Source organism: Methylophilaceae bacterium, from assembly GCA_018398995.1.
Taxonomy (GTDB): Bacteria; Pseudomonadota; Gammaproteobacteria; order Burkholderiales; family Methylophilaceae.
On sequence record CP073759.1, the window covers coordinates 741,410 to 768,373 of the forward strand.

The following is a 26,964-nucleotide window of genomic DNA, read 5'->3' on the forward strand; positions in this document are numbered from 1 at the left end:
TTATTTAACTGTAAGCGCTCATTATTAATTTTATTTAATATCTTTCCAGTAGGCTGCTTTAATCTTTTTGGCCAGCACAAGCAAAATGCCTAAAAACACCAACACCCAGATGCCCAAACTTTTTCGTTGTGCTTTAGCTGGCTCTGCCATAAAAGCCATATAGTTTGTTAAATCGGCAACAAAAGCGTTATATTCCGCTGGATTTAAACGTCCAGGCTTCACTAACTCTAGCTGATGTGTTTCATGATTTAATATTTGTTCGCCTTGCTGTTGGTAGAAAACATGTGGCATTGCTACTTTATCAAAAACGATGTTATTCCATCCACTTGGCGTTGTTTCATCCTTATAGAATCCACGCATATACGCATATAGCCAATCAACTCCACGAGCCCTTACTTCAACTGATAAGTCAGGAGGCGTGACACCAAACCATTTTTTTGCATCTTGTGGATCCATGGCAACCCGCATCGTGTCACCCACTTTTTCTCCGGCAAATAGTAAGTTTTCTTTAATTTCTTTCTCGGTCAATCCAATATCTACTAAACGGTTATACCGCATGTAATTTGCACTATGACAATTTAAACAATTATTAATAAACGTACGTGCACCCCTTTGCAAAGAGGCCTGGTCAGATGGATCGATAGGCGCGGTCTCTGTAATAGCTGCCGTATTCGCAAGCGCAACCATCGGCAAAAGCGCGATCATGACTAATAGCTGTTTCATATTTAATACGTTACCCTTTCTGGCACTGGTTTAGTTTTATCACGTGCGGTATACCAAGGCATTAATAAAAAGAATAAAAAGTAAATAGCCGTAAAGATACGTGCAACAACAGTTGCTCGATCAGCGCCACCCGCCCATGCGCCAAACTGACCCCAAACATTTGAAGGCTCAGTCCCTAAATAGCCCAATACAAGAAAACTAATAACAAAAGCAGCCAGCCAGCGTTTATAAAGAACGCCACGATATCGTATTGACTTAACTGGACTTTTATCTAGCCAAGGCAACAATGCAAATACAACCACCGATAAACCCATTGCAAGTACACCAGGAAATTGTGAATTTAATACTGGCGGAACAGCCCGCAAGATGGAGTAGTATGGTGTGAAATACCATACTGGCGCAATGTGCTCCGGCGTTTTGAGCGGATCAGCAGGAATAAAGTTGTTATGCTCTAAGAAATATCCTCCCATTTCTGGCGCAAAAAATACAATGGCGGCAAAAACCATCAGAAACACAACTACCCCAACGATGTCTTTTACTGTGTAATAAGGATGAAAAGGAATGCCATCAAGTGGAATACCTGTTTTTTTATCTTTGTTTTCTTTAATCTCAATACCATCTGGATTGTTAGATCCGACCTCATGCAAAGCAACCAAATGAACCATAACCAAGCCTAATAAAACCAGAGGCAATGCGATAACATGAAAAGCAAAGAAACGATTCAATGTTGCATCTGACGTCAAAAAATCACCACGTAACCACTCCATTAAATCTGGCCCAATAAAGGGAACAGTACCAAATAAGCTTGTAATCACTTGAGCACCCCAATAAGACATTTGCCCCCAAGGCAACAAATATCCAAAGAACGCCTCGCCCATTAAGGTCAAGAATATACCCACACCAAACAACCAAATTAACTCACGCGGTGTTCTGTAAGAACCATAAATAATACCTCGGAACATATGCAAGTAAACCACGACAAAAAACATAGATGCGCCAGTAGAGTGCATATATCGGATAATATTACCTCCAAAGACGTCACGCATAATATACTCCACCGACGCAAATGCTTCAGTTGCTGAAGGTTTATAATGCATTGTCAAGAAAATGCCAGTCAAAATCTGCATTACTAAAACCAACATTGCCAACGAACCAAAGAAATACCAAAAATTAAAGTTTTTGGGTGCGTAATACTCCGTCAGATGCGCTCTCACCATGCTAGTAAATGGCAAACGACGGTCGACCCAGCCGACAAGATTGGTCATTGCCGCAGTTACTTTTTGTTTATTAGCATCCATGTCTTATGCCTCCATCTCAGTTTCAATACCAATAACCAAAGTATTCTCATCTACGTAAGAATGTGGCGGGACAATCAAATTAGTCGGGGCAGGGGAGCCTTTAAACACGCGACCCGCTAAGTCGAATTTCGAGCCATGACATGGGCAGTAAAAACCTCCAACCCAACCATCACCCATATCTCCACCCGATTCTAACTTGGCTGTTGGCGAGCAACCCAAATGGGTACAAATACCAACCATCACACCAATATTGGGTTTAATAGAGCGGTCTGCATTTTGACAATAAGCAGGCTGTTGAGAAGCAACCTCACACATTGGATCTGATAGCTGATCATTGTGCTTAGGTAAGTCTGCAATCATTGCATCGGTCCGCTTAATAATCCATACTGGCTGACCACGCCATTCAGCAGTTTTAATACCTCCTGGCGCAATATCGCTAATATCTACTTCTACGGGAGCACCAGCTGCTTTTGCCCGCTCGCTGGGCAACATACTACCCACAAATGGTATAGCAACTGCAGCTACGCCAGCTGCGCCGACTGCCGCAGTAGTCGCCACTAGAAACTGCCTTTTTTCTTGATCAACCTGAGAGGGCTTTTGAAACGAGAGTGCAGCACTTTTTGCTGGCTTCTCTTTCCCTGAATCTGAAACTGACATTGACTTCCTTTACTCGCTCTTTTGAAGCGTTATTGAACACAATAAGAATTTAATTCAGATTATACATTTTAAAAATGAAAAATCAAAATATTATTATTTAAATCATTGATTATTATAAATTAAACTGGATTATCAACGTCAATGAACTCATGTTGCAGATCAAAAACTTGTGCTAAATGCACGCCTAAAGCTTCTATACCATAACGCTCAGTGGCGTGATGCCCTGCTGCGATATATGCCGTGCCAGACTCACGCGCCATATGCACCGTTTGTTCTGAAATTTCTCCACTGATAAAGACGTCAATTTGTGCGTTAATTGCTTGATCAATATAATGTTGAGCGGCTCCAGTGCACCAAGCAACTGTTTCAACTAATTTAGTTGCATCACCTATTAATTGCACTTGTCTGTTTAATCGTTTACCAATACTGTCGGCCAGCATTTTTAACGGCATAGCTTGTGTTAGCTTAGCCCAAGCCAACATATTTTCACCATCCAACCATCCTGCTATTTCCAAACCTAATACATGACCAAGCATGACGTTATTTCCAACCTCTTGGTGCGCATCTAGTGGCAAATGGTAGGCAAAAAGATTGATGTCATTTGCTAGTAAAAATTTTAATCGGCGCATCTTAATACCGACCACAGGTTGCGACTCACCGCGCCAGAAGTAGCCGTGATGCACTAAAACTGCATCTGCATGTGCGGCTTGAGCCAATTGCAAAAGCGCTAAACTGGCAGTCACACCGGTAATAATTTTCTTCACTTCACGCTTACCTTCAACCTGTAAGCCATTTGGGCAATAATCACTATATTTTTGTGGCTGTAGATATTGTGTCAAATAGCGATTGAGTTCACCTAACTGCATGATCAGCATCCTTAAATTGTTAATAATTCATTCATTTTCGCCTATACTAAACAATTCTGTTACTAAACACTAAAACTATGCGAAAAATATGGCTCATCTTTGCTCAGTCAGCCACAATATGTTTGGGTATATTATTTATACTGCAAACAATCAAATTAGATTTTCTGAAGCTAAATCCACAGCCGATTGTAATTAAACAAGCACCGCGACTATCCGCATCTAGCCCGATTAGTAGTTATCGTGACGCGGCAAAAAAAGCGATGCCAGCTGTCGTGAATATTTTCACTTCTAGCAAAAACATCAACCCACATCAACAATTCATGGATGATCCACTATTCAGACATTTTTTTGGTGATCAAGAAGAACAAGATGCTCCTTCTGACAACAGTCTTGGTAGTGGCGTTATTGTTAGTCAAGATGGCTTAATCTTAACGAATAATCATGTTATCGCAACAGCCGACGCTATCGAAGTAGCGTTAGCAGACGGTAGAAAATTGTCCGCTACCATTGTGGGTGCTGATCCAGAGTCTGATTTAGCACTTTTACAAGTACAGGCGCAACATTTACCATCCATTACTTTTGCAAGCCCCGATCAATTAGATGTAGGAGATGTTGTTCTCGCTATCGGCAATCCTTTTGGGGTTGGTCAAACAATTACACAAGGCATTGTCAGTGCATTGGGTCGCAATCACTTAGGTATCAATACCTACGAAAACTTTATTCAAACTGACGCCTCGATTAACCCCGGCAATTCTGGTGGTGCACTTATCGATACAGCAGGCAATCTTGTTGGCATTAATAGTGCAATTTACTCTCGCAATGGCGGTAGTATGGGCATAGGCTTTGCCATTCCCATTAGTATTGCCAAACAAGTAATGGAACAAATAGCACGAGAGGGTACTGTCACTCGCGGATGGGTAGGGGTTGAAGCACAAAACATGACACCAGAATTAGCAGAGTCTTTTGGCCTAACATCGTCAGGGGGTGCTTTAATAGCGGGTGTTTTAAGAGATAGTCCTGCCGACCGTGCGGGACTAAGAGCAGGCGATGTATTAATTGCCATTAATGATAAGCCCATTATCAATAGTGCATCCATGTTAAATTTAATTGCTGTTCTTGAGCCCAACAAAAATGCAACACTTAAAATCGTACGCGCTCAGCAAAAAATGGATATTAAGATTCTCATCGGCAAAAGACCCACGCCAATTGAATAGCACCTTACAATTTGACGTGAATCTTATTAGGCTTGGGCTGCATGAGTTTGACAAATAAAATACCGAGCTCATACAGCAACCAAAGTGGAATGGCCAACATAAACTGAGAGATGATGTCTGGCGGCGTAAAAACAGCCGCCACTATAAACGCGCCCACAATGACATAGCCACGAATCTCTTTTAATTGCGAGACGTTGACCCAACCAAAATGCGCCATCAATATCACCGCGATTGGCACCTCAAATGCAAAACCAAAAGCAAGAAACAACGTCATCACAAAGTCTAAATATTCGGCAATATCTGTCATGACTGCTACACCAACTGGTGCACTATTTACGATAAAAGAAAAGACAACAGGAAAAACCAAAAAGTAGGCAAATGCCATGCCCATTAGGAATAGAAAGCTACTTGCCATGATAGCTGGCAACATCAATTTTTTCTCATGCGCATACAAACCTGGCGCCACAAACATCCAAAGCTGATACAAGGTATGCGGCAGTGAAATCAAAAATGCAGCTAACATTGCAACTTTCATTGGCACAAAAAAAGGAGTTACAACTGCTGTTGCAATCATTTGCGTACCTTCTGGCAATTTGTCTAACATTGGCAAAGCCAACAAAGCATAAATTTGATTAGCAAAGGGAAATAAGCATAAAAAAACCAATAATAAGCCAACAACGATTCTTAATAACCGATTACGTAATTCAATTAAATGTGAAACAAAAGATTCTGTAGGCGTCAACAGTTAACTCTTTTCGACTTTTGTAGATACTGCCGATTTTTTGATGGTTTTATTTTTTATTTGCGAAGGCGATTTTTTAGTGGCGGGCTTTTTAGCGACAGCAGTGTCTACAGATGCTTTTTTGACTGCTGCCTTTTTAACAGGTGACCTTGCGGCTTTCACTGGCTGTTTCGGCTGAGGGCGACCTTGTATAGATACCACGGCTGAACTTGTCTGATTGACACCTTCCATAATACTAGACTTTGCTTGGCGAGCATTGTCTATAATTTCTTGCTGCAGTTTTTGCAAATCCTCAAATCGCGCCTCGCGATTAACTTCCTCTTTTACTTGCATCACATAACGCTGCAATCGTCCTACAAAAGCACCTAAGGAACGCGCAACTTGAGGCAACTTATCAGGACCAATCACTAATAGTCCGACGACAGCTATCAACATTAACTCCGCAAAAGAAATATCAAACATAATTGTTACTTATTGGTACATTAATGTTTGGTTTTTTCAGTTATATCACCTTCTATTGTTGTGCCAGCCTCTTCAGACTTATCTTCTATTTCAGTCTCTTTCATTGCTTTTTTAAACTCTTTAACTGCGCTACCAACATCACCACCCATGTTGCGCAACTTCTTTGTCCCAAACACCAAAACAACAACCAATAAAACAATTAGCCAATGCCACAAACTAAATGCACCCATTACAATCTCCTAAACTTTAAATAGTTGACAGGCCGCCACCAAATACGTGTATGTGTATATGAAACACTTCCTGTCCGCCTTCGCGTCCAGTATTAATTAAGGTTTTAAACCCTTGCAAACCTTGCTCTGCAGATAATTTTGGGGCTAATAGCAACATCTTTCCGAGCAGTGTTTGATGCGTGGAATCACAGCTTTTTAAACTCTCAATGTGCAACTTAGGTACGATAAGAAAGTGAATTTTTGCCATCGGCTTAATATCATTAAACACAATCACATCATCATCTTCATATATTGTTGTGGCTGGAATAGTACCAGCAACTATTTTACAAAAAAGACAGTCTGCCTCCATACTACTCGCCCTCTACTTTGCGGATACTGATCACTACTTTAATTGTTTGATCGTGCATTTTTCTCATCTAAGCCAGACAAACCTTCTCGCCTTGCTAGTTCATCTAAAATATCTTGTGGCTTTAAGTCTGCCTTCGCTAACATCACCATAGTATGAAACCATAAATCGGCAGTCTCATAAATAATCTCTTCTTTATTACCACCTTTGGCTGCAATCACTGTTTCTGTCGCTTCTTCACCTATCTTTTTAAGAATGCTATCCATGCCTTTTGCATATAGTTTGGCAACATATGACGCCTCAGGATCTGCCGTTTTACGTTGCTCTAATAACGCTGCTAATCGATTTAATATATCACTCATGCAATTGGCTTATAAATATCATCTGGATTTTTTACAACTGGCTGATCGATTAACCATTGTCCATTTTCTAATCTTCTAAAAAAACAATTGTGTCTGCCTGTATGACAAGCGATACCGCCCACTTGCTCAACTTCAATCAGCACAACATCTTCATCACAATCTAAACGGATTTGATGTACCAATTGCGTATGACCAGATTCTTCACCTTTACGCCATAATTTTTGGCGTGATCGTGACCAATAAACAGCGCGCTTGGTCTCATTAGTGATCGCCAATGCCTCACGGTTCATCCACGCGAACATGAGAATCTTGCCGCTATTGTGCTCTTGTGCAATAACGGGCACAAGGCCATCGGCATCCCACTGTATCTTATCTAACCAGTTCATGTATTAGATTCTACAACCTTACTTCGATGTTGTGTGCTTGCATATAGGTTTTTGCTTGATTAACAGTATATTCACCATAATGGAAAATACTAGCGGCCAACACCGCATCGGCACCACCAATCTTGATACCATCAACCAAATGTTGCAAATTGCCCACTCCGCCTGATGCAATCAAAGGCACTTGCACTGCATCTGAAATCGCACGATTCAGCGCATTGTTAAATCCTATCTTTGTCCCATCTCTATCCATACTAGTCACTAATAGCTCACCTGCACCCAAGCCAACCATCTTTTTAGCCCACGCAACAGCATCAAGACCTGTCGGTTTTCTTCCTCCATGGGTAAAAACTTCCCACTCGAATGGTTTGTTGTCTACTTTTTTTGCATCAATCGCTACCACAATACATTGAGATCCAAAGCGCGCGGTTGCATCGGCAACCACTTGGGGATTAAAAACTGCTGTCGTGTTAATACTCACTTTGTCAGCACCAGCGTTAAGCAACCTACGCACATCCTCCACCTCACGCACACCTCCGCCAACTGTCAATGGTATAAAGACTTGACTAGCAACTTCTTCGATAATATGCAAAATCAGATCTCGCTCATCTGATGTCGCTGTAATATCAAGGAATGTCAGCTCATCAGCACCTTGATCATCATAGCGCTTAGCAATTTCAACTGGGTCGCCCGCATCCCGTAAGGCCAAGAAATTCACACCTTTAACGACTCTACCAGCCGTAACATCCATACAAGGAATAATGCGTTTAGCGAGCATTCAAAGACAACTCATTGGCTAATGCTTGTGCCGCAGCAAAATCAAGAGAACCTTCATAAATTGCCCGACCTGTAATCGTACCAATAATACCTTCGCTTTCCACTTCGCAAAGCTTGCGTACATCTTCTAAATTAGTAACGCCTCCAGAAGCAATTACAGGGATAAGTAAGGCTTGTGCCAATGCAACTGTTGCCTCAATATTGACGCCCGTCATCATCCCATCACGGCCAATATCAGTATATACAATCGAGCTCACCCCATAGTCTTCATACTTTTTAGCAAGATCAATCACATCGTGACCTGTTAATTTTGACCATCCATCGACAGCAACCTTGCCATCTTTTGCATCTAAACCAACAATGACTTGTCCAGGAAAGGCATAACAAGCTTCGTGTAAAAAACCAGGGTTTTTGACAGCCGCCGTACCAAGAATGACATAATCAATACCATTATCTAAATAACGTTCTATGGTATCCAAATCACGAATACCGCCACCCAGCTGAATCGGCACTTGTCCTCCTATGGCATTAACAATGGATTTAATTGCCAATTCGTTCACAGGCTTGCCTGCAAATGCGCCGTTTAAATCAACCAAATGCAATCGCTCACAACCTTGGTCTAACCAATGCTTAGCCATTGCCCCTGGATCTTCTGAAAAAATAGTGGACTCTTCCATGTCACCTTGTTTAAGACGTACACAATGTCCGTCTTTAAGGTCAATTGCGGGGATAATTAACATAGTATTATTTTAATAACTTATTCAAAAAATGATTTTTAAGGTTTCCAGTTTACAAAATTGCTTAGTAATTGCAATCCTGCTTGGGCACTTTTTTCTGGGTGAAACTGTACAGCAAAAATATTATCTCTTGCAACGGCGCAGGTAAAGCGTTTTGGATACTCTCCAAAACCAGTGACACAACTGGTATCTGTTGGACAGACATAATAGCTGTGGACAAAGTAAAACCGTTCACCATCAACAATATTATGCCACATCACATGCGGCAACTCACTTTGGTATACTCGATTCCAACCCATATGCGGGACCTTGAGCTTTTCACCAAAAGCATCATATTGATTGTCTAATATAAACTTCTTCACGTTGCCTTGGAATAGCCCCAACCCTTTAACATCACCCTCTTCGGAATGTTCGAAAAGCATTTGCAATCCAATACAAATACCTAAAAAAGGCTTTGTATTTGCTGCGCTAATAACGGCTTCATGTAAACCGCGCGTATCCAATTCATGCATGCATTCTGGCATTGCGCCTTGACCCGGAAATACAACACGATCTGCAGCCCGAATTTCTTCTGGTTCACAAGTAACCACTACATTTTTACCAGGCGCAACATGCTCTATTGCCTTCGACACAGACTTTAAATTGCCCATGCCATAGTCAAACACGGCGATATCTATTTTGTTCATCTAATTAACAACTAAGAAATTGAGTTTATAACACGCCTTTTGTGGAAGGCATAACACCAGCCATCCGCTCGTCAGTCGTCACAGCCATCCGCAATGCGCGCCCAAAAGCCTTAAAGATGGTTTCAGCTTGGTGGTGTGAATTATGTCCTCTTAGATTATCAACATGCAAAGTAACCAAGGCATGATTAGTAAATCCTTGGAAAAATTCATAAAACAAATCGACATCAAACTCACCGATTGCTGCGCGTGTGAACTCACAATTGAACACTAATCCAGGACGCCCGGATAAATCGAGCACAACACGAGAAAGCGCCTCATCCAATGGCACGTATGCGTGACCATAGCGATTAATCCCTTTTTTATCGCCAATTGATTGACTAAAGGCCTGACCAAGCGTGATACCAATATCTTCAACTGTATGATGGGCATCAATGTGCAAATCACCTTTTGCTCGAACGCTGATATCCATCATGCCATGCCGAGCCACTTGATCGAGCATATGATCTAAAAAGCCTAGACCAGTTTCAAAGTGTGACTTACCAGTACCATCGATATTAATAGCGACTGTAATTTGTGTTTCCAGTGTATTACGGCTAACTTCGGCTTGACGCATAGGATTAATGTGTTATAAAGAATAATTAATGTAATTTCAAACAGTTGTTTGCATTCTAACTCAATCTCAAGCTGTTTAGCAAAATTGCAATAAAAAAAGCCGACCATTGGTCGGCTTTAGATTACTTAAACACTTATTCAGCGTCAGCTGCATCAAATACATCAGACACGGCTTCACTAGCTTCGTCCATCGCGTCGCTTGTTGCTTCAACGGCTTCATCGCCAGCATCTTCAATTGCTTCAACGACCGCTTCAGGTGCTTCAACAGACTGCTCTGAACCGCCATTCAGCAAAAACAAGCCCAACAATACCGCGCCTGCAATGATTGCCCATGGCAACCATTTCATGCCACCCGCGCTTGCATTGCCAGCATGTACAATACCTGTAATTTCAGCTGCAGAAGCAGCAGGATCAGCAGCACCATAAATAGCAGCACCAGCAACAACAATATCTGCGCCTGCTTCTACTACTTGAGCTGCAGTAGCCGCTTTAACACCGCCAGCAACTGATACTTTGGCGCCTGTTTTTAAACCAGTAACCATCGCCAAATCAGTAAATGGTGTTTGACCTGCAGCTTGCTGGTCTAAACCAGTATGAACACCAATAATATGCGCGCCTAATTTTGCAACTTCTAATGTGCGAGCTTTTTTATCTTTAACATTGATTAAATCAACTTGTGCCATTTTGCCGTATTTATTAGCAACATCAATCACACCTTTAATAGTACCAATGTCTGCTGTTCCTAATACTGTGCAAATATCAGCACCTGCTTTATAAAATGGCTCAGCCTCGTAAAAACCAGCATCCATTGTTTTTAAATCAACTAAAATTTTGTTATTTGGAAACTTTGCACGCAGTGTTTTTAATAGTTCAATACCATTATGCTTGATGCATGGTGTACCGATTTCTAAAATATCAACGTGTGGCGCAACTTTAGCAGCTAGCGCTACTGTTGCGTCAAAGTCTAATGAATCTAATGCCATTTGGGTTTGTGCCATGATAAGTCTTCCTCCGAATTTGCTCGTTTAAAACAATTAAAATTTAATCTTGTATCCACCTAATTAAATTTAACGTTACATTAAATGCGCTTTAAGTGTACATTCCGACATCATAACCGCAATTGAGAGACAATTTCAACAAATTAGTGGCATTTAAATACAACAGGCTTATTTTTATTGGATAACATTTGTATTATTTTGATACGATGAAAGTTAATGCATCAATTAGCTTATCCATTTGCATGTCGGTGCCAATGGTAATTCGTACAAATGGCGAAATACGCTCAGGTTTCTTAAAATGTCTCACAATGATATTTTGCTCACGGAGTGCATCGGCTAGCGATTCACCTGCTATTGCTGGATGTTTGGCAAAAATAAAATTAGCCCCAGATGGTAATACAATAAATCCAATCGCTTCCATTTGCTTAATTAATGTCTCACGCGCAACAATTACTTTTTCACGAGTCGCTTCAAAATAATCAACATCTTCCATTGCTGCAATAGCCCCGACTTCAGCTAGCTTGTCAACTGGATAAGAGTTAAAACTATCTTTAACGCGTGTCAGCGCCTCTATCAAATCTGGATGACCGAGGGCAAAACCAACTCTTAGGCCGGCCAGCGAACGCGCTTTCGATAAAGTTTGTGTGACTAGCAAATTGGGATAGCGCTTAATTAACTGTACGGCAGATTCGGTGCCAAAATCAACATAAGCCTCATCAACAACAACGACAGAATATCGATTCTTTTGTAATAACGCCTCTATTTTTGTGAGCGCTAGCGGGATTCCTGTTGGCGCATTCGGATTAGGCAAAATAATGCCGCCATTTGGTCGATCATAATCATGAATATTAATTTCAAAATGACGATCAAGTGCAAGTGCTTCATACTCAATACCATACAAACCACAGTAAACGGGGTAAAAGCTGTAAGTAATATCTGGAAAAAGCAATGGCCTTGAATGTTTTAATAATGCTTGAAAGACATGTGCCAGCACTTCATCCGAGCCATTACCAACAAACACCTGCTCTGTCGATAGGCCGTGATAATGAGCAATAGCACTTTTTAGACGTTCAGAACTTGGATCGGGATATAAGCGTAAACTGTCTGATACCTCAGCCGCGATTGCCGCCAATACCTTTGGACTTGGTCCATAAGGGTTTTCATTGGTGTTTAACTTAATTAAATCTTGCACTTTGGGCTGTTCTCCAGGCACATAGGGCGTTAACGCATGAACAACATCACTCCAAAACTGACTCATATTCTTCTAGCCTTCACCCTTGAGCCTATATTCAGCAGACCTTGCATGTGCTTGCAAGCTTTCGCCATGGGCTAATGTTGATGCAATTTTACCTAGTTTTTGTGCGCCTTCACTGGAAACCATAATCAAACTTGAGCGTTTCTGAAAGTCATAGACGCCTAGTGGTGAGCTAAACCGTGCCGTTCTCGAAGTGGGTAATACATGGTTAGGGCCTGCGCAATAATCGCCCAAGGCCTCACAAGTATCACGACCCATAAAAATAGCACCTGCATGTTTAATTTTTTTACTGACTTCCAAAGGATTTCCTACCGATAACTCTAAATGTTCTGGCGCTATATAGTTACTGATTTCAATCGCTTCATCTAAACTTTCGACTAATATCAATGCGCCTCTATCAGTGATAGAAGTACTAATGATGTCTTTACGTGGCATTTTTTGCAGTAACTTTTGCATGCTCTCTTCTACTTTATCCAAGAAGTCTGCATCTGGTGATAGCAAAATAGATTGGGCCAACTCATCATGTTCGGCTTGACTAAACAAATCCATCGCAATCCAATCTGGGTTTGTTTTACCATCACAAATCACCAGAATTTCTGATGGTCCTGCCACCATATCAATGCCAACCACACCAAAAACTCGACGTTTAGCAGCAGCTACATAGGCGTTACCAGGACCTGTCACTTTATCAACTTGCGGCACTGTTTCTGTGCCATAAGCCAATGCACCAATAGCCTGTGCACCGCCTATGCAAAATACGCGATCAACGCCAGCAATCGCGGCAGCAGCTAACACTAATGCATTTTTTTCACCATTGGGTGTTGGCACAACCATTATCAGCTCTTGGACACCAGCCACTTTAGCAGGAATAGCGTTCATCAATACACTGGACGGATAAGCCGCTTTCCCGCCTGGCACATACAATCCTACACGATCCAAAGCCGTTACCTGCTGACCGAGCAAAGTACCGTCTTCTTCAGTATAGCTCCATGACTGCATGACTTGTTTTTCATGGTAATTGCGCACACGATCTGCCGCAACTTGCAATGCTTCACGTTGCGCATTAGGCAAAAGAGCCAACGCCGTCGCTAACTCTGGCTTACTAATTTCAAGCTCGACTAACGAATTCGCATTGGTACCATCAAAACGATTAGTATAGGCAAGCACTGCGGCATCGCCACGTAATTTAACGTCTTTCAGTATATCAGCCACTACGGTATCAATCTTGTCGTCCTGCGCTGTTTCAAAAGCCAATAGTGCTTTTAGCACCGCATCAAAATCCTGATCTTTTGTTGATAAACGTCGAATGTTCATAGTTAAGCCTAGTTATTTGTTACTTTGTTTCCCGTGACAGCACGCGTAAAATCATCCAATATTGGCTGCAATAAAGAACGCTTTAATTTTAAAGAAGCTTGATTGACGATTAAACGTGAGCTGACATCTCCTACATGCTCAACCGCCTCTAAATTATTGGCTTTGAGTGTACTCCCAGTGCTCACCAAATCGACAATCGCGTCTGCCAGTCCAACTAAAGGACCCAACTCCATTGAACCATACAATTTGATTAGATCCACATGCATACCTTTTTCTGCAAAATGCTCCCGCGCAGTTTTAACATATTTTGTGACTACTTTTAATCGTGCACCTTGACGAATAACGGCTTCATAATCAAAACCTTTTCGTACAGCAACCATCATTTTACACTGTGCAATTTGCAAATCTAAGGGTTGATATAAACCATCACCACCATGCTCGTCCAGCACATCCTTGCCCGCAATGCCTATGTCAGCTGCACCATATTGCACATAGGTTGGTACGTCCGATGCACGCACAACAATCAGACGCACGTCTTGTCGATTCGTTCCTAAAATCAGCTTTCTTGAAGCTCCAGGCTCTTCGGTAGAGTGAATACCTGCCGCTGCCAACAATGGTGCAGTCTCATCAAATATTCTGCCTTTAGATAAAGCTATCGTAATCATATGTTTTCTCTCATTAATGCGCTCTTTTAATCTTAGCGCCTAATGCGGTGAGCTTATCTTCCAAGAACTCATAACCACGATCTAAGTGATAAATACGTTCAATGACTGTCTCACCTCTTGCGACCAAACCAGCCAATACCAAACTAGCTGAAGCACGCAAATCGGTTGCCATCACGGTGGCGCCGTCTAAATGTGATACGCCTTGAACTAAAGCAGTATTACCATCAATACTGATATCAGCTCCTAAGCGCTGCAACTCTTGCACATGCATAAAACGGTTCTCAAAAATCGTTTCAGTAACTTTTGACACGCCTTCAGCTATCGCGTTCATGGCCATAAATTGAGCTTGCATATCAGTTGGGAAAGCGGGGTGCGGTGCGGTTCTGACATTAACAGCCTTTAGCTTGCCATTACTTTTAACTGTAATGCTGTCACCTGCCACAGTCACATCAGCCCCTGCTTCCCTTAATTTATCAATGACTGCATCCAATAAATCAGCTTGCACATTATTGAGCTTCACTTTACCACCCGTCATTGCTGCCGCCACGAGATAAGTACCCGCTTCAATTCTATCGCATATAATATTGTGTAAGGCGCCACTTAGCTTCTCTACACCTTCAATGGTAATCACATCTGTACCAGCACCTTTGATTTTAGCGCCCATTTTGTTCAAGCAAATCGCCAAATCAACCACTTCCGGCTCTTTGGCAGCATTCTCTAAAATGGTTGTCCCCGAGGCTAATGCAGCGGCCATCATCAAATTTTCTGTACCTGTAACCGTCACTAAATCCATATAATATCGTGCGCCTTGCAAACGGCGATTTGGTAGATGTAATGAGCTGGCCTGAATATAGCCGTGGGTGATATGAATCGCGGCACCCATTGCTTGCAATCCCTTAATATGCAAATCAACAGGACGTGAACCAATCGCACATCCACCAGGCAAGGAGACGCGCGCGCTTCCAAACCGTGCCAAAAGGGGGCCCAACACCAAAATTGAGGCACGCATGGTCTTAACCATCTCGTAAGTCGCCTCAAAAGAGGTCACTTCAGTTGCATCTAATGTTACTTTATCAGCATTGCGCGTTACCTTAACGCCCATCATATCAAGCAATTTTAGTGTGGTATCAATATCCTTCAATGCTGCAACACTGCTTAATTCCAGCGGAGTTTCAGCCAGCAAAGATGCACACAAAATAGGCAATGCTGCATTTTTAGCGCCAGAGATTTTCACCTCTCCATTCAGCGGCACGCCGCCTTGAATAATGAGTTTATCCAATTATTTAACACCGGCTAATAGTGTTTGCAACTCGCCACTTTCGTACATCGCTTTGATAATATCTGATCCGCCTACAAACTCTCCACCAATATACAATTGTGGAATTGTTGGCCAATTAGCATAGACTTTAATTCCTTCACGCACACCTTGATCTTGCAATACGTCAATTGCCAAATATTGCGCCTCACAAGCATCTAAAATTTGTGTTGCCAAATTTGAAAAACCACATTGTGGAAATTTTGGGCTACCTTTCATGTAAAGCACTACTGGGTTAGTTGCCACTGTTTCTTTGATTTTTGCTTGAATATCCATCATATTTCCTAATTAATTATTACTGTTTATCTCAGCCCACTTTTCAGGGGTTAATGTTCGCATTGAGAGTGCATGTATTTCTGCACGCATACGTTCGCCTAGCGCTGCATAAACCAACTGATGCTGCTGTATCATGCTTTTTCCTTCAAAGGCAGGACTCACGATCACCGCCTCAAAGTGTGTTCCATCATCTCCCAATACTTTAATATAATCACACGCTAAATTGGCGGTAATATAACTTTCTAATTGCGCTGCACTTAACACATTTACCTTTCTACTAGCCTCGTAATTTATAACCTGATTTTAACATTTTTAGTGTCAACACGACTAATACCGCTAAAAAGGTCAAAACAACAATAAAGCTTACCCAAGGAGAAATATCGCCTTTACCAAAAAAGCCATATCGAAAACCATCAATCATATAAAAGAATGGATTAAATTTGGAGATCATTTGCCAAACTGGCGGCAATGAATGTATGGAGTAAAATACGCCTGATAAAAAGGTGAGGGGCATAATGACAAAATTTTGAAATGCCGCCATTTGATCAAATCGATCTGCCCATATACCAGCAATGATACCAAACGTGCCTAGCAAAGCACTGCCTACAAATGCAAACGTCACCACCCAGCCAACATGCACTATTGGCAAATCAACAAAGCAAAGCGCCACTAAATAAATACTGAAACCAACAACCAAACCGCGCAAAATAGAGGCCGCAAGAAAGGCTAGGTAGAATTGCGAATAAGTCAATGGCGTTAATAATATAAAAACAAGATTGCCCATCACCTTTGACTGCACCAGACTAGAAGAACTATTAGCAAAGGCGTTTTGTAATAGCGACATCATTATTAGACCGGGTATTAAAAATGCGGTGTAAGGGACTTCACCATACACCTGCACTTTACCTTCCAATACGTGGGAAAAAATAAGCAAATACAGTAAAGCAGTAATGACAGGAGAGGCAATGGTTTGGAAAGCGACACGCCAAAAACGCAATACTTCCTTTTTAAAAAGAGTATAAATACCTCTTGTTTGTTGATTGATTAAACTCATTTTCCACCCACTAAGGATAAGAATACATCCTCTAAATCGGCCTCGATTAATTGCATATCATCAATTTCTGCATTGATTTTACGCAGTTCAGTTAATGCAAATTCAACTTGATTTAACTCAGTCAATGCCAGGGTAAATGTTTGTCCTTCACTATATTTAAGCAATGGCCGCAAACTTGCTGGCAACGTGCCGGATTTCAATTTAATACACAAGTTTTTGGTGGCAAATTTACTCAACAAGTTGGCCGTAGTATCTAAAGCAACAATTTCACCTTGCTTCATCATTGCTACTCGTGAACATAATTCCTGAGCCTCTTCCAGATAATGTGTAGTGAGAATAATGGTATGACCTTCACTATTGAGTTTTTTGACAAACGCCCACATTAGCTGCCTAAGCTCAACATCAACACCTGCAGTAGGCTCATCCAACACAATCACCGGTGGCCTATGCGCCAAAGCTTGCGCAATTAACGCTCGGCGCTTCATGCCGCCAGAAAGTTTGCGCATATTGGTGTATGCCTTATCGCTCAAACCAAGAGATTCAATAATCTCATCAACCCAAGCATCATTCTCTTTGCCGCGACCAAAATAGCCTGCTTGGAAACGTAACATTTCGCGCACATTAAAAAAAGGATCGAACACCAACTCTTGTGGTACAACACCCAAGGCTTGTCGCGCGGCCTGATAATCACTGACAACATCATGCCCCATAATGGCAGCACGGCCAGCACTAGGTCTTAATAAACCAGCAAGAATATTAATGAGCGTCGATTTACCTGCACCATTCGGTCCAAGCAAACCAAAAAATTCACCTTGATGCACAGTCAAATCAAGCCCTTTCAGGGCCTGCAAAACGCCAAAATTTTTCTGAACATGCTCAATTTTTATTGCTGGAACCGTCAAGATACCTTTCTCAAAAACATGACACCACTATACATTACTGATAAAACTAAACCCCACCGTGATTAGATGGGGTCAAGATTGATAAAACCAAGCTTTATATGAATATTAGTACGATTAAGTCATTAAGCCTGTTACACCATATAAATCCATTAAACTAGTGAGATTTTTAGGCAAATTCACAAATGTAATTTTCTTTTTCTCTCTTGCAGCTCTTCGTTGCCATTCCAGCATCAAGCTTACCGCAGAAGTGTCTACTTCGCCAACTTGGCTAAAATCAACCTCTGCATTATCCGCTAATACCAGCGCTTTACTTGATACTAACAAGCTATTCGCATTGTCCATCCCGATATCGCCTGAAACCTCCCAGCGACTTGCTTTATCAATAATTGCAGTCATGATTTTTAAAAAGGCAATTAAGCTTCATCAGCATTTTTACTTGCTAACTTTTTAATTAAACTATCCAAGCCTTTCTGACGCACTTCTTGGGAGAATTGACCACGATAATTTGTCACTAAACTCACACCTTCAATAACAATATCGTATACTTTCCAAGTATTATTTTCTTGCGCCAACGAGTAGTCAACTTGTATTGGTTGACCGCCATTTTGTATAATTTTCGTTTTTACAGATGCCGTTTTAGCGTCCTCCAACATACGCAAAGGTAAAAATTCAATTTTTTGATCTTGATATTTAGATAATGCAGTCGCGTACGTACGCAAAAGTAAGGTACGAAATTCTTTCTGAAAAGCTGTTCTTTGTTCAGGCGTTGCTCTTGTCCAATTTTTACCTAATACTAATCGAGAAACACGTTCAAAATTAAAGTTTGGTAAGATTTTTTCTTCTGCTAGAGCGAAGATTTTAGCTTGATTTCCCGCTTGAATATCACTATCAGCTTTAATGATAGCCAGTACGTCTTCAGCAGTACGTTTGACCAAGGCGTCTGGCGCCTCAGCTGCCAAAGCAGTAAAGCTAAAACAAACTAAACTTAATGCAACAAAAAAGTTTTTCAACATATTCATATCCTATTATCTGTAAATAAACGGAAGGTGATTCAATTAATGAACCAAATCTTCCATAACATCTGTTAACGCACCACTATCTAAATTAGTTGATTCTGATTTTATCGGCTCGGATTCTGATGCTTTATTGTACAAAAACTGACTAATCATTTTCTCTAGCACCACGGCATCCTGCGTATGAGCAATCTTATCGCCATTTTTCAACACCTCTTCATCACCCCCCGCTTCCAAACCAATATACTGTTCACCTAATAAACCGGCCGTATAAATATTTGCAAAAGTATCTGTCGGAAAGCGATAACTCTTATCGACATTTAAACGAACAATCGCCTCATAAGTTGTTGTATCAAAGCGGATATCGTCAACACGCCCCACCACTACACCAGCACTTTTTACTGGAGCGCGAGGCTTTAATCCACCAATATTCTCAAACGCAGCCTCTATCATATAGGTTTCGCCAATGTGACTAGTGGTTAAATTGCCCACTTTCATCGCCAAACCAAACAATGCAGCAACACCTAATGCGACAAATATACCCACCCATAAATCTATCGTTGTTCTTTCCATACTGGTTCCACCCTTATTCTTACACAATCATAAACGAAGTTAATACAAAATCCAGTGCCAATACAACTAATGACGATGTCACTACTGTCCTTGTTGTTGCGCGACTAACCCCCTCAGCCGTAGGCGGGGCATCATACCCCTCAAAAAGGGCAATCATCGTACATGCAATACCAAAAACTATACTTTTGATAACCCCATTAAGAATATCAAAGCGCCAATCGACATTCGCTTGCATCTGCGACCAAAACGCACCCGCATCAACGCCAATTAATGGTACAGCCACTAAATAACCACCCAAGATGCCTATCATTGAGAAAAGTGCAGCCAATATGGGCAAAGCAATTACGCCTGCCCAAAACCTTGGTGCTATTACACGCGCAATAGGACTAATCGCCATCATTTCCATCGCTGATAACTGTTCAGTTGCTTTCATCAGCCCAATTTCAGCTGTTATAGCGGTACCTGCTCTACCTGCAAACAATAATGCAGTCACAACTGGACCTAACTCACGCACCAGCGCTAGCGCAACTAACACACCAATTGCCTCCGATGATCCATATTTTTGCAAGGTATTGTACCCTTGCAAAGCCAAGACCATACCCACAAAAAAGGCTGACACTGAGATAATCACTAAAGACATGACGCCAGTGAAATAAACTTCACGTATGACCAAACGAAACCGCCGAAAACTTTCGCCTGAAGAGATAAGCGTTAAACCAAATAAACGAGCACCAGCGCCTAACCTCCAAATATTGCCGATAAAATCGCGACCTAAATGACGAAAAAAGCGGACTAGACCGATAAGAACCTTAGAACGTATCATGCTTTAGTTAACCTAATAAATCTTGCTTGTAATCGGCCGATGGATAATGAAAAGGGACAGGCCCATCTTTTTCTCCATGAACAAATTGATGAATAAAAGGCAAGCTAGATTGACGTAAATCATCTGGCGTGCCTTCTGCTGCTACCACCCCATCGGCTACAAAATAGATATAATCAGCAAATGAGAAAGTCTCTTCCACATCGTGCGTCACAACAATAGAAGTAGTCCCTAGTGCATCATTTAATGTGCGAATGAGGTCACAAATAACAGCCATTGAAATGGGATCTAAACCAGCAAATGGCTCATCGTACATCATAATATCCGGATCAAGTGCAATAGCTCTAGCGAGCGCAACTCTGCGAGCCATACCACCTGACAGCTCAGTTGGCATTAAACCATGCGCGCCTCGCAGGCCAACCGCATGCAATTTCATCAGCACCAAATCATGAATCATGCTCTCTGACAAATCTGTGAGTTCTCGCATCGGGAAAGCCACATTCTCATAAACAGAGAGATCAGTAAATAAAGCACCCTGCTGAAATAACATGCCCATCTTGCGACGTAATTGGTAAATACCTTCTCTGTTTTGCTTGTGCACCACCTGCCCAGCAACTCTAACCTCACCTGCAGATGGTTTAACTTGGCCACCGATTAACCGCAACAATGTTGTTTTACCGCTACCACTACCGCCCATAATAGCCACGACTTTTCCGCGCGGAAATGACATGGAGATGCCCTTGTGCAGCGTGCGATTTTTGTATCCAAACGATAGATTATCAATTTCTACAATATTTTGGGTCATTGAATATAATTTGTTTCAATTTGATCTTTTAGAATGACTTGCATTCTAATTCATATTGAATGCAAATGAAAACGAAAGGGTAGAAAAACGCACGCACTACTTAACTAATTTTAATCAAAACGACATACAAACCACATATGCTACTGCGTCAATTGGTGTGGCAACACCTTCAGTCGCATTATCGCCTTGGACACGCATTCTAACTGAGCCACTATTACCGATGCCATCATCAAGCGTTGCATCAATTTGGGCCGCCAATCTGCCCAAGACAGCATCAGAACAAACCACGTATGCGCCTCGCATCCCAGTGATTTCGGTAAAGCTACCAACACTCTGCACACCAATCAACCCACCATCAGCATTTCTAGGCTGGTATTGGTTGTTAGCTTCACAATTAACCACCGCCGTTCCCGCTGATAATCCGGCAAGACGGACATGCTGCCAAAAAACACATGTCTCATCATCATTACTGACGGTATCCCAGGCACCTTCAAGCAAACCATTGCGGCTACCATTTGTAGCATTCATACCGCCGACGTGAACATCTGCTGCATGATCATCACCGGGTAGCACTTTAAATCTATCTTGGTAACCATGCATGTACAGCTGCACATTTTGAAAATCTCGTAGCATCTTTTTCACTTTGGCACTCTCTATCAGCGGCTGACCGTTGAGGACAAATCCCAGCAACAAACCAATAATCACTAACACAATCGCCAGTTCAACTAGCGTAAACCCTTTATTCTTATTCATATAGCATCCTTTTTTTATTATTTTTAATACTGCCTAATATTTATTATTGAGCGCTTAGTTTTGTTAATATTTATTTATTAATTCGCTGTTTTTTTATCCTCCCCTTCCATGAAATGAAATTGATTACAAAAACTTGATTAATGCAAACTTAAGCAATCTACTATCGTAAACCTTCAATATAGTCAGCAACAGCTTGCATTTCAGCATCCGTCATTTTTGCCGCAATCGCTTGCATCATAGGTGCATTAGCACGCTCTCCAGTACGGAATATTTTAAGCTGTTGCGCCGTGTAATCAGCATGCTGACCAGATAAGCGTGGAAAGCGTTTTGGCAATCCTTCACCATTAGCACCATGACACGCAGCGCAAGCCGGTACATTGGTTGCCACAATACCACCTCGGTATATTTTCTCACCTAAAGAGCCCGCGCCATTTGACTTAGCTTTGCTAAGCTTAGGCGTTTGGCCTGCATAAAAATGCGCTAATCCGAGCATATCTTGGTCTGATAAGTTGGCCACCATGCCAGCCATCACTGCATTCGCCCGTCTGCCTGCTTTAAAGTCATACAGCTGCTTAGCTAAATAGCCTGAGTGCTGACCTGCTAATTTTGGGTTTAATGTAATCGCGCTATTGCCATCAGCCCCATGGCAAGCAGCGCAAACTGTTTTTGCTGTTTGTTCAACAGCACTTACACTTTCTGCTGGCGCTTCTTCAGCACTTACAATCAAAGAAGCCATTAAAAATGAAATGAATAAGGATAAGCCCCTGATACGCATACATGCTCCAGATATTTAAATAATTTAAGGTTCTTATTTTATCAAAGTTAACCCGTTCGTGATAGCATTTGAACCTTAGGCACGATGTGCTAATTAGAAATTAAATTTCACCATGTCACTCTTTCAAAACGCAGCTTTTTATATTTCAGCCCATCAACTCAGTGATTTACCACCCCCAAACGGTATTGAAATTGCCTTTGCAGGCCGTTCAAACGCAGGAAAATCTAGTGCACTCAATACCTTAGCCAATCACAATCGCCTGGCTTATGTGAGTAAGCAACCAGGTCGAACGCAATTAATTAACTTTTTTTGCTTAAACCCCGAAAAAGGTGATGATAAGTTCTTAGTCGACTTGCCAGGTTACGGTTATGCAAAAGTACCTGAAAGTGTACGCAAACATTGGCAAGGCGTTTTATCGAGTTATCTGACCGACCGCACCAGCTTATTTGGATTAGTGCTGGTGATGGATAGCCGTCACCCACTAACGCCTTTAGATAGACAGATGTTAGATTGGTTTTGTCATAGCGGAAAGCCGGTACATGTATTACTCACCAAATCAGACAAGCTATCCCGCAACGAAGCAAAGCAAACTTTATTAAAAGTGAGAAAAGAATTAAATGAAACGTGGGGAGATAATCTCACAGTACAACTATTTTCTAGCTCTAAGAAAATTGGCGTTGATGAGACAGAAAAAATGATTGGGGGCTGGTTATTTCCCGAGCAATCAGAGGCAATTGCATCAGACTCGGTTGAAAACTAAATCCCACACCCCATGACCGAGCTTGATGCCACGGTTTTCAAACTTAGTGAGTGGTCGATAACTGGGCTTTTCTGCATATTCTTGCGCAGTATTATTGAGCATAGGTTCTGCGCGCAACACTTCTAATACCCATTCTGCATATTCTTGCCAATCGGTTGCTACATGAATGTAAGCACCTACTTTCAATTTACTACACAGTAGCTTTATAAAGTCCGCCTGGATTAATCGGCGTTTATGATGCCGTTTTTTATGCCAAGGGTCGGGGAAGAAAATATGTACGCCATCCAAACTTTGGTCAGCTAACATGTTTTGCAATACCTCTACCGCGTCATGTTGAATGATACGAATATTGTCGATGTTGCCTTCTTGCATAAGTTTTAACAATCCACCAATGCCTGGCGTATGCACTTCTACTGCTAAAAAATCATGGTCGGGTAAAGTTTGTGCAATTTTTGCAGTGGCATCGCCCATGCCAAAGCCAATTTCCAACATCTTTTTAGATTGCGCACGACCAAATGTTTGGCTTAAATCAAGTTTATTGTGCTGATATTCAACACCGTATAGCGGCCAGCCTGTTTCCAAAGCGCGCTCTTGGCCTTTGGTGAGTCGACCTTGACGCAACACAAAGCTGCGAATAGGTCGATGGGTATTATCAAGGGTGTTATCTAACTGCGCTATCGGTTTTGTCATGGTCGAGATTATACTAGAGTGTGTGAGACTTATCGCCACTGACAAAACCAAGCAGGAGCAGATCGTCATTTTCTGCCAGATTTTTAGTGAATGAAATCACTTTGAACAAGTCGCCCATTTCTGCTGGCGATAGTAATTTTTGCACAGCCGTCGACATTGGCATATAAGTTTCTATGTGCTCAGGCGAAATCAAACTAAGCAAATCTAAAATACCACAATTGATTAAAAACTGCGCTTGATTACAATAGCCATGCAAGTTTAATCCTTGGGCCAGACCAGCGGCTGCAATTGCAGTAAAATTAACGTGTGCGGTTATATCTTGCAACCCTAAGTTTATGAAGGGGTTGCTATGCGCATAATGTTGATAATGGCACATGAGCGTGCCTTCATTGCGCTGCGGGTGATAATATTCAGAGGCCGAAAACCCATAATCAATCATCAAAATAACGCCTGTTTGCAACGCGCTCGCAAGGCTGCGAATTAAACCGCTCGCCGCCGGGCAAACCTCTGTTACATAATCATCTGGCAGCTGAACTGCTTCAAGCTGTTTACTGAGTGCATTATTTTGCAATGGATAATCTTGCCATTTAAAATCATGATCAAAACCAACTCCTCGCTCAAATAGCTTGCCCTCTTTTTTTACCAACAAATGCACGGGAATTGCATCGAGCACTTCATTACCCAATATCATGCCTACAAAGTTGGTGGGCAATGTATCCAGCCAAATCACTTTCTCAAATAATGCGATAGGTAATTTTTGTTTTAGATTTTCTTGCTGAATGGAACGCAAGTGGCTGCTTACCTCTAAAATAGCGTACTGATTTGGCAACTGCTCCAAATGGGCTAAAGCCAACAATAAATCAGCGGCAAGCTCTCCCGTGCCAGCGCCCAGTTCTAGCACATCGCCCTGCGTCAGTGAAAGCACTTGTGCGACTTGCTTTGCTAAAGATTGGGCAAACAAAGGCGTTAATTGCGGCGCTGTAACAAAATCGCCACCGCCATTGCTAGCGTTGCAAAATTTTGGTAACTCTCCGCTATAGTAACCAAGTGCCGGCGTATATAAAGCCATCTGCATAAAGTCGGCAAAATTAATCCAACCACCTGATGCTATTATTTTTTTCTGAACTAATTCGCACAACTGTTGGCTATAGTAGTGCGATTCTGCTGACGGAGTAGGTAAAGCGAACATAAGCCATTATAATATTTTTCACTAGAAAACGAGTATGCAATTGATTACAAATTTACAGAATAAAGTTGTCCTTATCACCGGTGGTGCAAAACGTGTTGGCGCCGCAATTTGCCGTGAACTACATGCAAATGGTGCACAGTTGATGATCCATTACAACACCTCAAAACAGGCTGCTAAAGCATTGCAAGCAGAATTAAATTTGCAACGCCCTGATAGCGTCAGCATTATTCAAGCCGATTTACTCAATGCTGCAGTTGCAAATAGTTTGGTCAAAGAAACAATGACTCGCTTTGGTCAATTAGATATTTTAATTAATAACGCTTCCACCTATCGCCCAACAGAAATTGGCAATATCAATGAAGAAAACTGGCATGATTTAATTGGCAGTAATTTAAAAGCGCCTACTTTCCTTGCACAAGCCGCCGCCAAACATCTGCAAAAAGCGCACGGCTGCATTGTTAACATTACCGATATGCATATTGAAAATCCTAAAAAAGGCTATGTGGTTTACAGTGTTGCTAAGGCGGGATTAGTCACACTAACCAAATCGCTTGCACAAGAACTCAGCCCAGAGGTGCGCGTAAATGCCGTTGCCCCAGGCCCAGTGCTGTGGCCAGAAAACAACCCACAATTTGACGAAGTCTATCGTCAACGTGTGATTTCTCAAACCCTACTAAAACGCATAGGCGATCCAACTGATATTGCCAAAGCAGTTAAATTTCTTGTGGCAGATGCCCCGTTTATTACCGGGCATGTGCTTGCTGTTGATGGCGGACGCTCTTTAAATTTATGATCAAACACTTACCCGAAAACCCCTCTAGTAACTTCATTCGCTTACGCAATCAATTAATTGGCGCGACGGGCAAAGCGATTGGCGACTTTAATATGGTCGAAGATGGCGATACGGTATTGGTGTGTATGAGTGGTGGTAAAGATAGTTTTACCATGCTGATGATGTTGCTGGCTTTGCAGGAGCGGGCGCCGATTCACTTTAAGTTGATTGCGATGAACTTAGACCAAAAGCAGCCAGGATTTCCTGAGCATATTTTGCCTGCCTATTTTGAGCAGTTGGGTGTGGATTATCGTATTGTGGAAGCGGATACGTATTCTGTGGTGAAGGAGAAGATTCCAGAAGGCAAGACAACTTGTTCGCTTTGCTCACGTTTGCGCCGCGGCATTATTTACACGACTGCAAAAAAACTAGGTGCGAATAAAATTGCATTAGGTCATCACCGCGATGACATGGTAGAAACTTTATTTTTGAATATGTTTTTTGGCGCTAAGATGAAATCTATGCCGCCTAAGTTGGCCACGAATGATAAGCAGAATATTGTGATTCGTCCATTAGCATACTGCAGCGAAAAAGATATTGCGAGTTATGCAAGGCAAATGAATTTCCCGATTATTCCGTGTAATTTGTGTGGTAGCCAAGAGAATTTACAGCGCGTAAAGATAAAAGAGATGTTACAAGCGTGGGAACGAGAGCAACCTGGACGGGTCAATAATATTTTCCGGGCGATGACGAATATTGAGCCATCGCACTTGGCAGATAGTGATTTATATGATTTTAAAAGCCTTAGCCAAGCCAAAAAAGATGATGATGATCCTTTATTTGGTGATATTGCCACTGAAAGTGCGGCTTTGAATATAACGCATATAGACGGAAAAAAGATAGCATTCACCCGTAATTAGACGACAATTAAACCTAATTT

36 protein-coding genes are annotated in these 26,964 nt (G+C 41.8%); 4 read left to right on the forward strand and 32 right to left on the reverse strand.

All coding sequences use genetic code 11. The features are described 5' to 3' along the window. Positions 1 to 30: 30 nt before the first annotated feature. From KFB94_03835 to KFB94_03850, 4 genes are all read right to left on the reverse strand, one after another. Positions 31 to 723: a cytochrome c1 gene (locus KFB94_03835; protein QVL46239.1), complete on the reverse strand. Its 693-nt coding sequence runs from the start codon at positions 721 to 723 to the stop codon at positions 31 to 33. A gap of 2 nt (positions 724 to 725) precedes the next feature. Continuing rightward, positions 726 to 2,021, reverse strand: coding sequence for a cytochrome bc complex cytochrome b subunit (locus KFB94_03840; GenBank protein ID QVL46240.1), 1,296 nt, complete (start codon positions 2,019 to 2,021; stop codon positions 726 to 728). Positions 2,022 to 2,024: 3 nt separating this feature from the next. Next, positions 2,025 to 2,678, reverse strand: a complete 654-nt coding sequence (petA, locus tag KFB94_03845) for a ubiquinol-cytochrome c reductase iron-sulfur subunit (protein QVL46241.1) — start codon at positions 2,676 to 2,678, stop codon at positions 2,025 to 2,027. Positions 2,679 to 2,797: 119 nt separating this feature from the next. After that, positions 2,798 to 3,544: a Nif3-like dinuclear metal center hexameric protein gene (locus KFB94_03850; GenBank protein QVL46242.1), complete on the reverse strand. Its 747-nt coding sequence runs from the start codon at positions 3,542 to 3,544 to the stop codon at positions 2,798 to 2,800. Positions 3,545 to 3,621: 77 nt separating this feature from the next. Here KFB94_03850 and KFB94_03855 point away from each other — a divergent pair, with 77 nt between their 5' ends. Then, positions 3,622 to 4,758 carry a Do family serine endopeptidase gene (locus KFB94_03855; GenBank protein QVL46243.1) on the forward strand — a complete coding sequence of 379 codons (1,137 nt, stop codon included), beginning with the start codon at positions 3,622 to 3,624 and terminating at the stop codon, positions 4,756 to 4,758. Between the two features lie 4 nt (positions 4,759 to 4,762). On the opposite strand, the gene tatC is transcribed toward KFB94_03855, so the two are convergent. The 26 genes from tatC to KFB94_03985 all read right to left on the reverse strand — a co-directional run bounded on the left by tatC (position 4,763) and on the right by KFB94_03985 (position 22,613). Beyond that, entirely contained in the window at positions 4,763 to 5,500 is a 738-nt protein-coding gene (gene tatC / locus KFB94_03860) for a twin-arginine translocase subunit TatC (GenBank protein ID QVL46244.1), read from the reverse strand. 3 nt (positions 5,501 to 5,503) lie between these two features. Then, positions 5,504 to 5,962 carry a twin-arginine translocase subunit TatB gene (gene tatB, locus KFB94_03865; GenBank protein QVL46245.1) on the reverse strand — a complete coding sequence of 153 codons (459 nt, stop codon included), beginning with the start codon at positions 5,960 to 5,962 and terminating at the stop codon, positions 5,504 to 5,506. A 20-nt stretch (positions 5,963 to 5,982) separates the two neighbouring features. After that, positions 5,983 to 6,192, reverse strand: coding sequence for a Sec-independent protein translocase subunit TatA (gene tatA, locus KFB94_03870; protein ID QVL46246.1), 210 nt, complete (start codon positions 6,190 to 6,192; stop codon positions 5,983 to 5,985). Between the two features lie 16 nt (positions 6,193 to 6,208). Then, a complete protein-coding gene (locus KFB94_03875; protein ID QVL46247.1) occupies positions 6,209 to 6,541 on the reverse strand; it encodes a histidine triad nucleotide-binding protein in 333 nt (110 codons plus the stop codon). Between the two features lie 38 nt (positions 6,542 to 6,579). After that, the gene (locus KFB94_03880) at positions 6,580 to 6,900 is read right to left on the reverse strand and encodes a phosphoribosyl-ATP diphosphatase (GenBank protein ID QVL46248.1); all 321 of its coding nucleotides are present in this window, start codon (positions 6,898 to 6,900) and stop codon (positions 6,580 to 6,582) included. Further along, positions 6,897 to 7,286 carry a phosphoribosyl-AMP cyclohydrolase gene (gene hisI, locus KFB94_03885; GenBank protein QVL46249.1) on the reverse strand — a complete coding sequence of 130 codons (390 nt, stop codon included), beginning with the start codon at positions 7,284 to 7,286 and terminating at the stop codon, positions 6,897 to 6,899. The genes KFB94_03880 and hisI overlap by 4 nt, the downstream gene beginning before the upstream one ends. A 10-nt stretch (positions 7,287 to 7,296) precedes the next feature. Then, positions 7,297 to 8,061 (reverse strand): imidazole glycerol phosphate synthase subunit HisF, encoded by a 765-nt coding sequence (gene hisF, locus KFB94_03890; protein ID QVL46250.1) that lies wholly within the window; start codon positions 8,059 to 8,061, stop codon positions 7,297 to 7,299. After that, complete coding sequence (gene hisA, locus KFB94_03895) at positions 8,051 to 8,800, reverse strand: 1-(5-phosphoribosyl)-5-[(5-phosphoribosylamino)methylideneamino]imidazole-4-carboxamide isomerase (protein QVL46251.1); 750 nt, start codon at positions 8,798 to 8,800, stop codon at positions 8,051 to 8,053. The genes hisF and hisA overlap by 11 nt, the downstream gene beginning before the upstream one ends. A gap of 35 nt (positions 8,801 to 8,835) precedes the next feature. Beyond that, a complete protein-coding gene (gene hisH / locus KFB94_03900; GenBank protein ID QVL46252.1) occupies positions 8,836 to 9,483 on the reverse strand; it encodes an imidazole glycerol phosphate synthase subunit HisH in 648 nt (215 codons plus the stop codon). A gap of 25 nt (positions 9,484 to 9,508) precedes the next feature. Further along, positions 9,509 to 10,096: an imidazoleglycerol-phosphate dehydratase HisB gene (hisB, locus tag KFB94_03905; protein ID QVL46253.1), complete on the reverse strand. Its 588-nt coding sequence runs from the start codon at positions 10,094 to 10,096 to the stop codon at positions 9,509 to 9,511. 133 nt (positions 10,097 to 10,229) lie between these two features. After that, the gene (hxlA, locus tag KFB94_03910; protein ID QVL46254.1) at positions 10,230 to 11,093 is read right to left on the reverse strand and encodes a 3-hexulose-6-phosphate synthase; all 864 of its coding nucleotides are present in this window, start codon (positions 11,091 to 11,093) and stop codon (positions 10,230 to 10,232) included. Positions 11,094 to 11,286: 193 nt separating this feature from the next. After that, entirely contained in the window at positions 11,287 to 12,351 is a 1,065-nt protein-coding gene (locus tag KFB94_03915; GenBank protein QVL46255.1) for a histidinol-phosphate transaminase, read from the reverse strand. 6 nt (positions 12,352 to 12,357) lie between these two features. After that, complete coding sequence (gene hisD, locus KFB94_03920) at positions 12,358 to 13,662, reverse strand: histidinol dehydrogenase (GenBank protein QVL46256.1); 1,305 nt, start codon at positions 13,660 to 13,662, stop codon at positions 12,358 to 12,360. 8 nt (positions 13,663 to 13,670) lie between these two features. After that, complete coding sequence (locus tag KFB94_03925) at positions 13,671 to 14,327, reverse strand: ATP phosphoribosyltransferase (protein ID QVL46257.1); 657 nt, start codon at positions 14,325 to 14,327, stop codon at positions 13,671 to 13,673. 13 nt (positions 14,328 to 14,340) lie between these two features. Next, entirely contained in the window at positions 14,341 to 15,606 is a 1,266-nt protein-coding gene (murA, locus tag KFB94_03930) for a UDP-N-acetylglucosamine 1-carboxyvinyltransferase (protein ID QVL46258.1), read from the reverse strand. Then, positions 15,607 to 15,918, reverse strand: coding sequence for a Grx4 family monothiol glutaredoxin (gene grxD / locus KFB94_03935; GenBank protein QVL46259.1), 312 nt, complete (start codon positions 15,916 to 15,918; stop codon positions 15,607 to 15,609). It lies immediately after the preceding gene. A 12-nt stretch (positions 15,919 to 15,930) separates the two neighbouring features. After that, complete coding sequence (locus KFB94_03940; GenBank protein QVL46260.1) at positions 15,931 to 16,182, reverse strand: BolA/IbaG family iron-sulfur metabolism protein; 252 nt, start codon at positions 16,180 to 16,182, stop codon at positions 15,931 to 15,933. Between the two features lie 13 nt (positions 16,183 to 16,195). After that, a complete protein-coding gene (locus KFB94_03945; protein ID QVL46261.1) occupies positions 16,196 to 16,972 on the reverse strand; it encodes an ABC transporter permease in 777 nt (258 codons plus the stop codon). Beyond that, on the reverse strand, positions 16,969 to 17,874 hold the full coding sequence (locus KFB94_03950; protein QVL46262.1) for an ABC transporter ATP-binding protein: 906 nt from the start codon (positions 17,872 to 17,874) through the stop codon (positions 16,969 to 16,971). The genes KFB94_03945 and KFB94_03950 overlap by 4 nt, the downstream gene beginning before the upstream one ends. 114 nt (positions 17,875 to 17,988) lie before the next feature. After that, entirely contained in the window at positions 17,989 to 18,270 is a 282-nt protein-coding gene (locus tag KFB94_03955; GenBank protein QVL46263.1) for an STAS domain-containing protein, read from the reverse strand. 17 nt (positions 18,271 to 18,287) lie between these two features. Then, positions 18,288 to 18,887, reverse strand: a complete 600-nt coding sequence (locus KFB94_03960) for an ABC transporter substrate-binding protein (protein QVL46264.1) — start codon at positions 18,885 to 18,887, stop codon at positions 18,288 to 18,290. 42 nt (positions 18,888 to 18,929) lie between these two features. Further along, the gene (gene mlaD, locus KFB94_03965; GenBank protein QVL46265.1) at positions 18,930 to 19,460 is read right to left on the reverse strand and encodes an outer membrane lipid asymmetry maintenance protein MlaD; all 531 of its coding nucleotides are present in this window, start codon (positions 19,458 to 19,460) and stop codon (positions 18,930 to 18,932) included. Positions 19,461 to 19,479: 19 nt separating this feature from the next. After that, positions 19,480 to 20,262 (reverse strand): lipid asymmetry maintenance ABC transporter permease subunit MlaE, encoded by a 783-nt coding sequence (mlaE, locus tag KFB94_03970; protein ID QVL46560.1) that lies wholly within the window; start codon positions 20,260 to 20,262, stop codon positions 19,480 to 19,482. Positions 20,263 to 20,290: 28 nt separating this feature from the next. Then, the gene (locus KFB94_03975; protein QVL46266.1) at positions 20,291 to 21,085 is read right to left on the reverse strand and encodes an ABC transporter ATP-binding protein; all 795 of its coding nucleotides are present in this window, start codon (positions 21,083 to 21,085) and stop codon (positions 20,291 to 20,293) included. Positions 21,086 to 21,199: 114 nt separating this feature from the next. After that, positions 21,200 to 21,838 (reverse strand): type II secretion system protein, encoded by a 639-nt coding sequence (locus tag KFB94_03980; GenBank protein QVL46267.1) that lies wholly within the window; start codon positions 21,836 to 21,838, stop codon positions 21,200 to 21,202. A gap of 160 nt (positions 21,839 to 21,998) precedes the next feature. After that, complete coding sequence (locus KFB94_03985) at positions 21,999 to 22,613, reverse strand: cytochrome c4 (GenBank protein QVL46268.1); 615 nt, start codon at positions 22,611 to 22,613, stop codon at positions 21,999 to 22,001. Between the two features lie 112 nt (positions 22,614 to 22,725). Here KFB94_03985 and KFB94_03990 point away from each other — a divergent pair, with 112 nt between their 5' ends. Beyond that, positions 22,726 to 23,373: a YihA family ribosome biogenesis GTP-binding protein gene (locus KFB94_03990; protein ID QVL46269.1), complete on the forward strand. Its 648-nt coding sequence runs from the start codon at positions 22,726 to 22,728 to the stop codon at positions 23,371 to 23,373. Here KFB94_03990 and trmB read toward each other — a convergent pair. Next, positions 23,353 to 24,063, reverse strand: a complete 711-nt coding sequence (gene trmB / locus KFB94_03995; protein ID QVL46270.1) for a tRNA (guanosine(46)-N7)-methyltransferase TrmB — start codon at positions 24,061 to 24,063, stop codon at positions 23,353 to 23,355. The two genes, KFB94_03990 and trmB, sit on opposite strands and share 21 nt — an antisense overlap. A gap of 13 nt (positions 24,064 to 24,076) precedes the next feature. Continuing rightward, a complete protein-coding gene (locus tag KFB94_04000) occupies positions 24,077 to 25,252 on the reverse strand; it encodes an SAM-dependent methyltransferase (protein ID QVL46271.1) in 1,176 nt (391 codons plus the stop codon). Between the two features lie 34 nt (positions 25,253 to 25,286). On the opposite strand from KFB94_04000, the gene KFB94_04005 reads away from it, so the two are divergent. Beyond that, complete coding sequence (locus KFB94_04005) at positions 25,287 to 26,045, forward strand: pteridine reductase (protein QVL46272.1); 759 nt, start codon at positions 25,287 to 25,289, stop codon at positions 26,043 to 26,045. Continuing rightward, positions 26,042 to 26,944 (forward strand): tRNA 2-thiocytidine(32) synthetase TtcA, encoded by a 903-nt coding sequence (gene ttcA / locus KFB94_04010; protein QVL46273.1) that lies wholly within the window; start codon positions 26,042 to 26,044, stop codon positions 26,942 to 26,944. Before KFB94_04005 ends, ttcA begins: the two co-directional genes overlap by 4 nt. Positions 26,945 to 26,964: the final 20 nt, after the last annotated feature.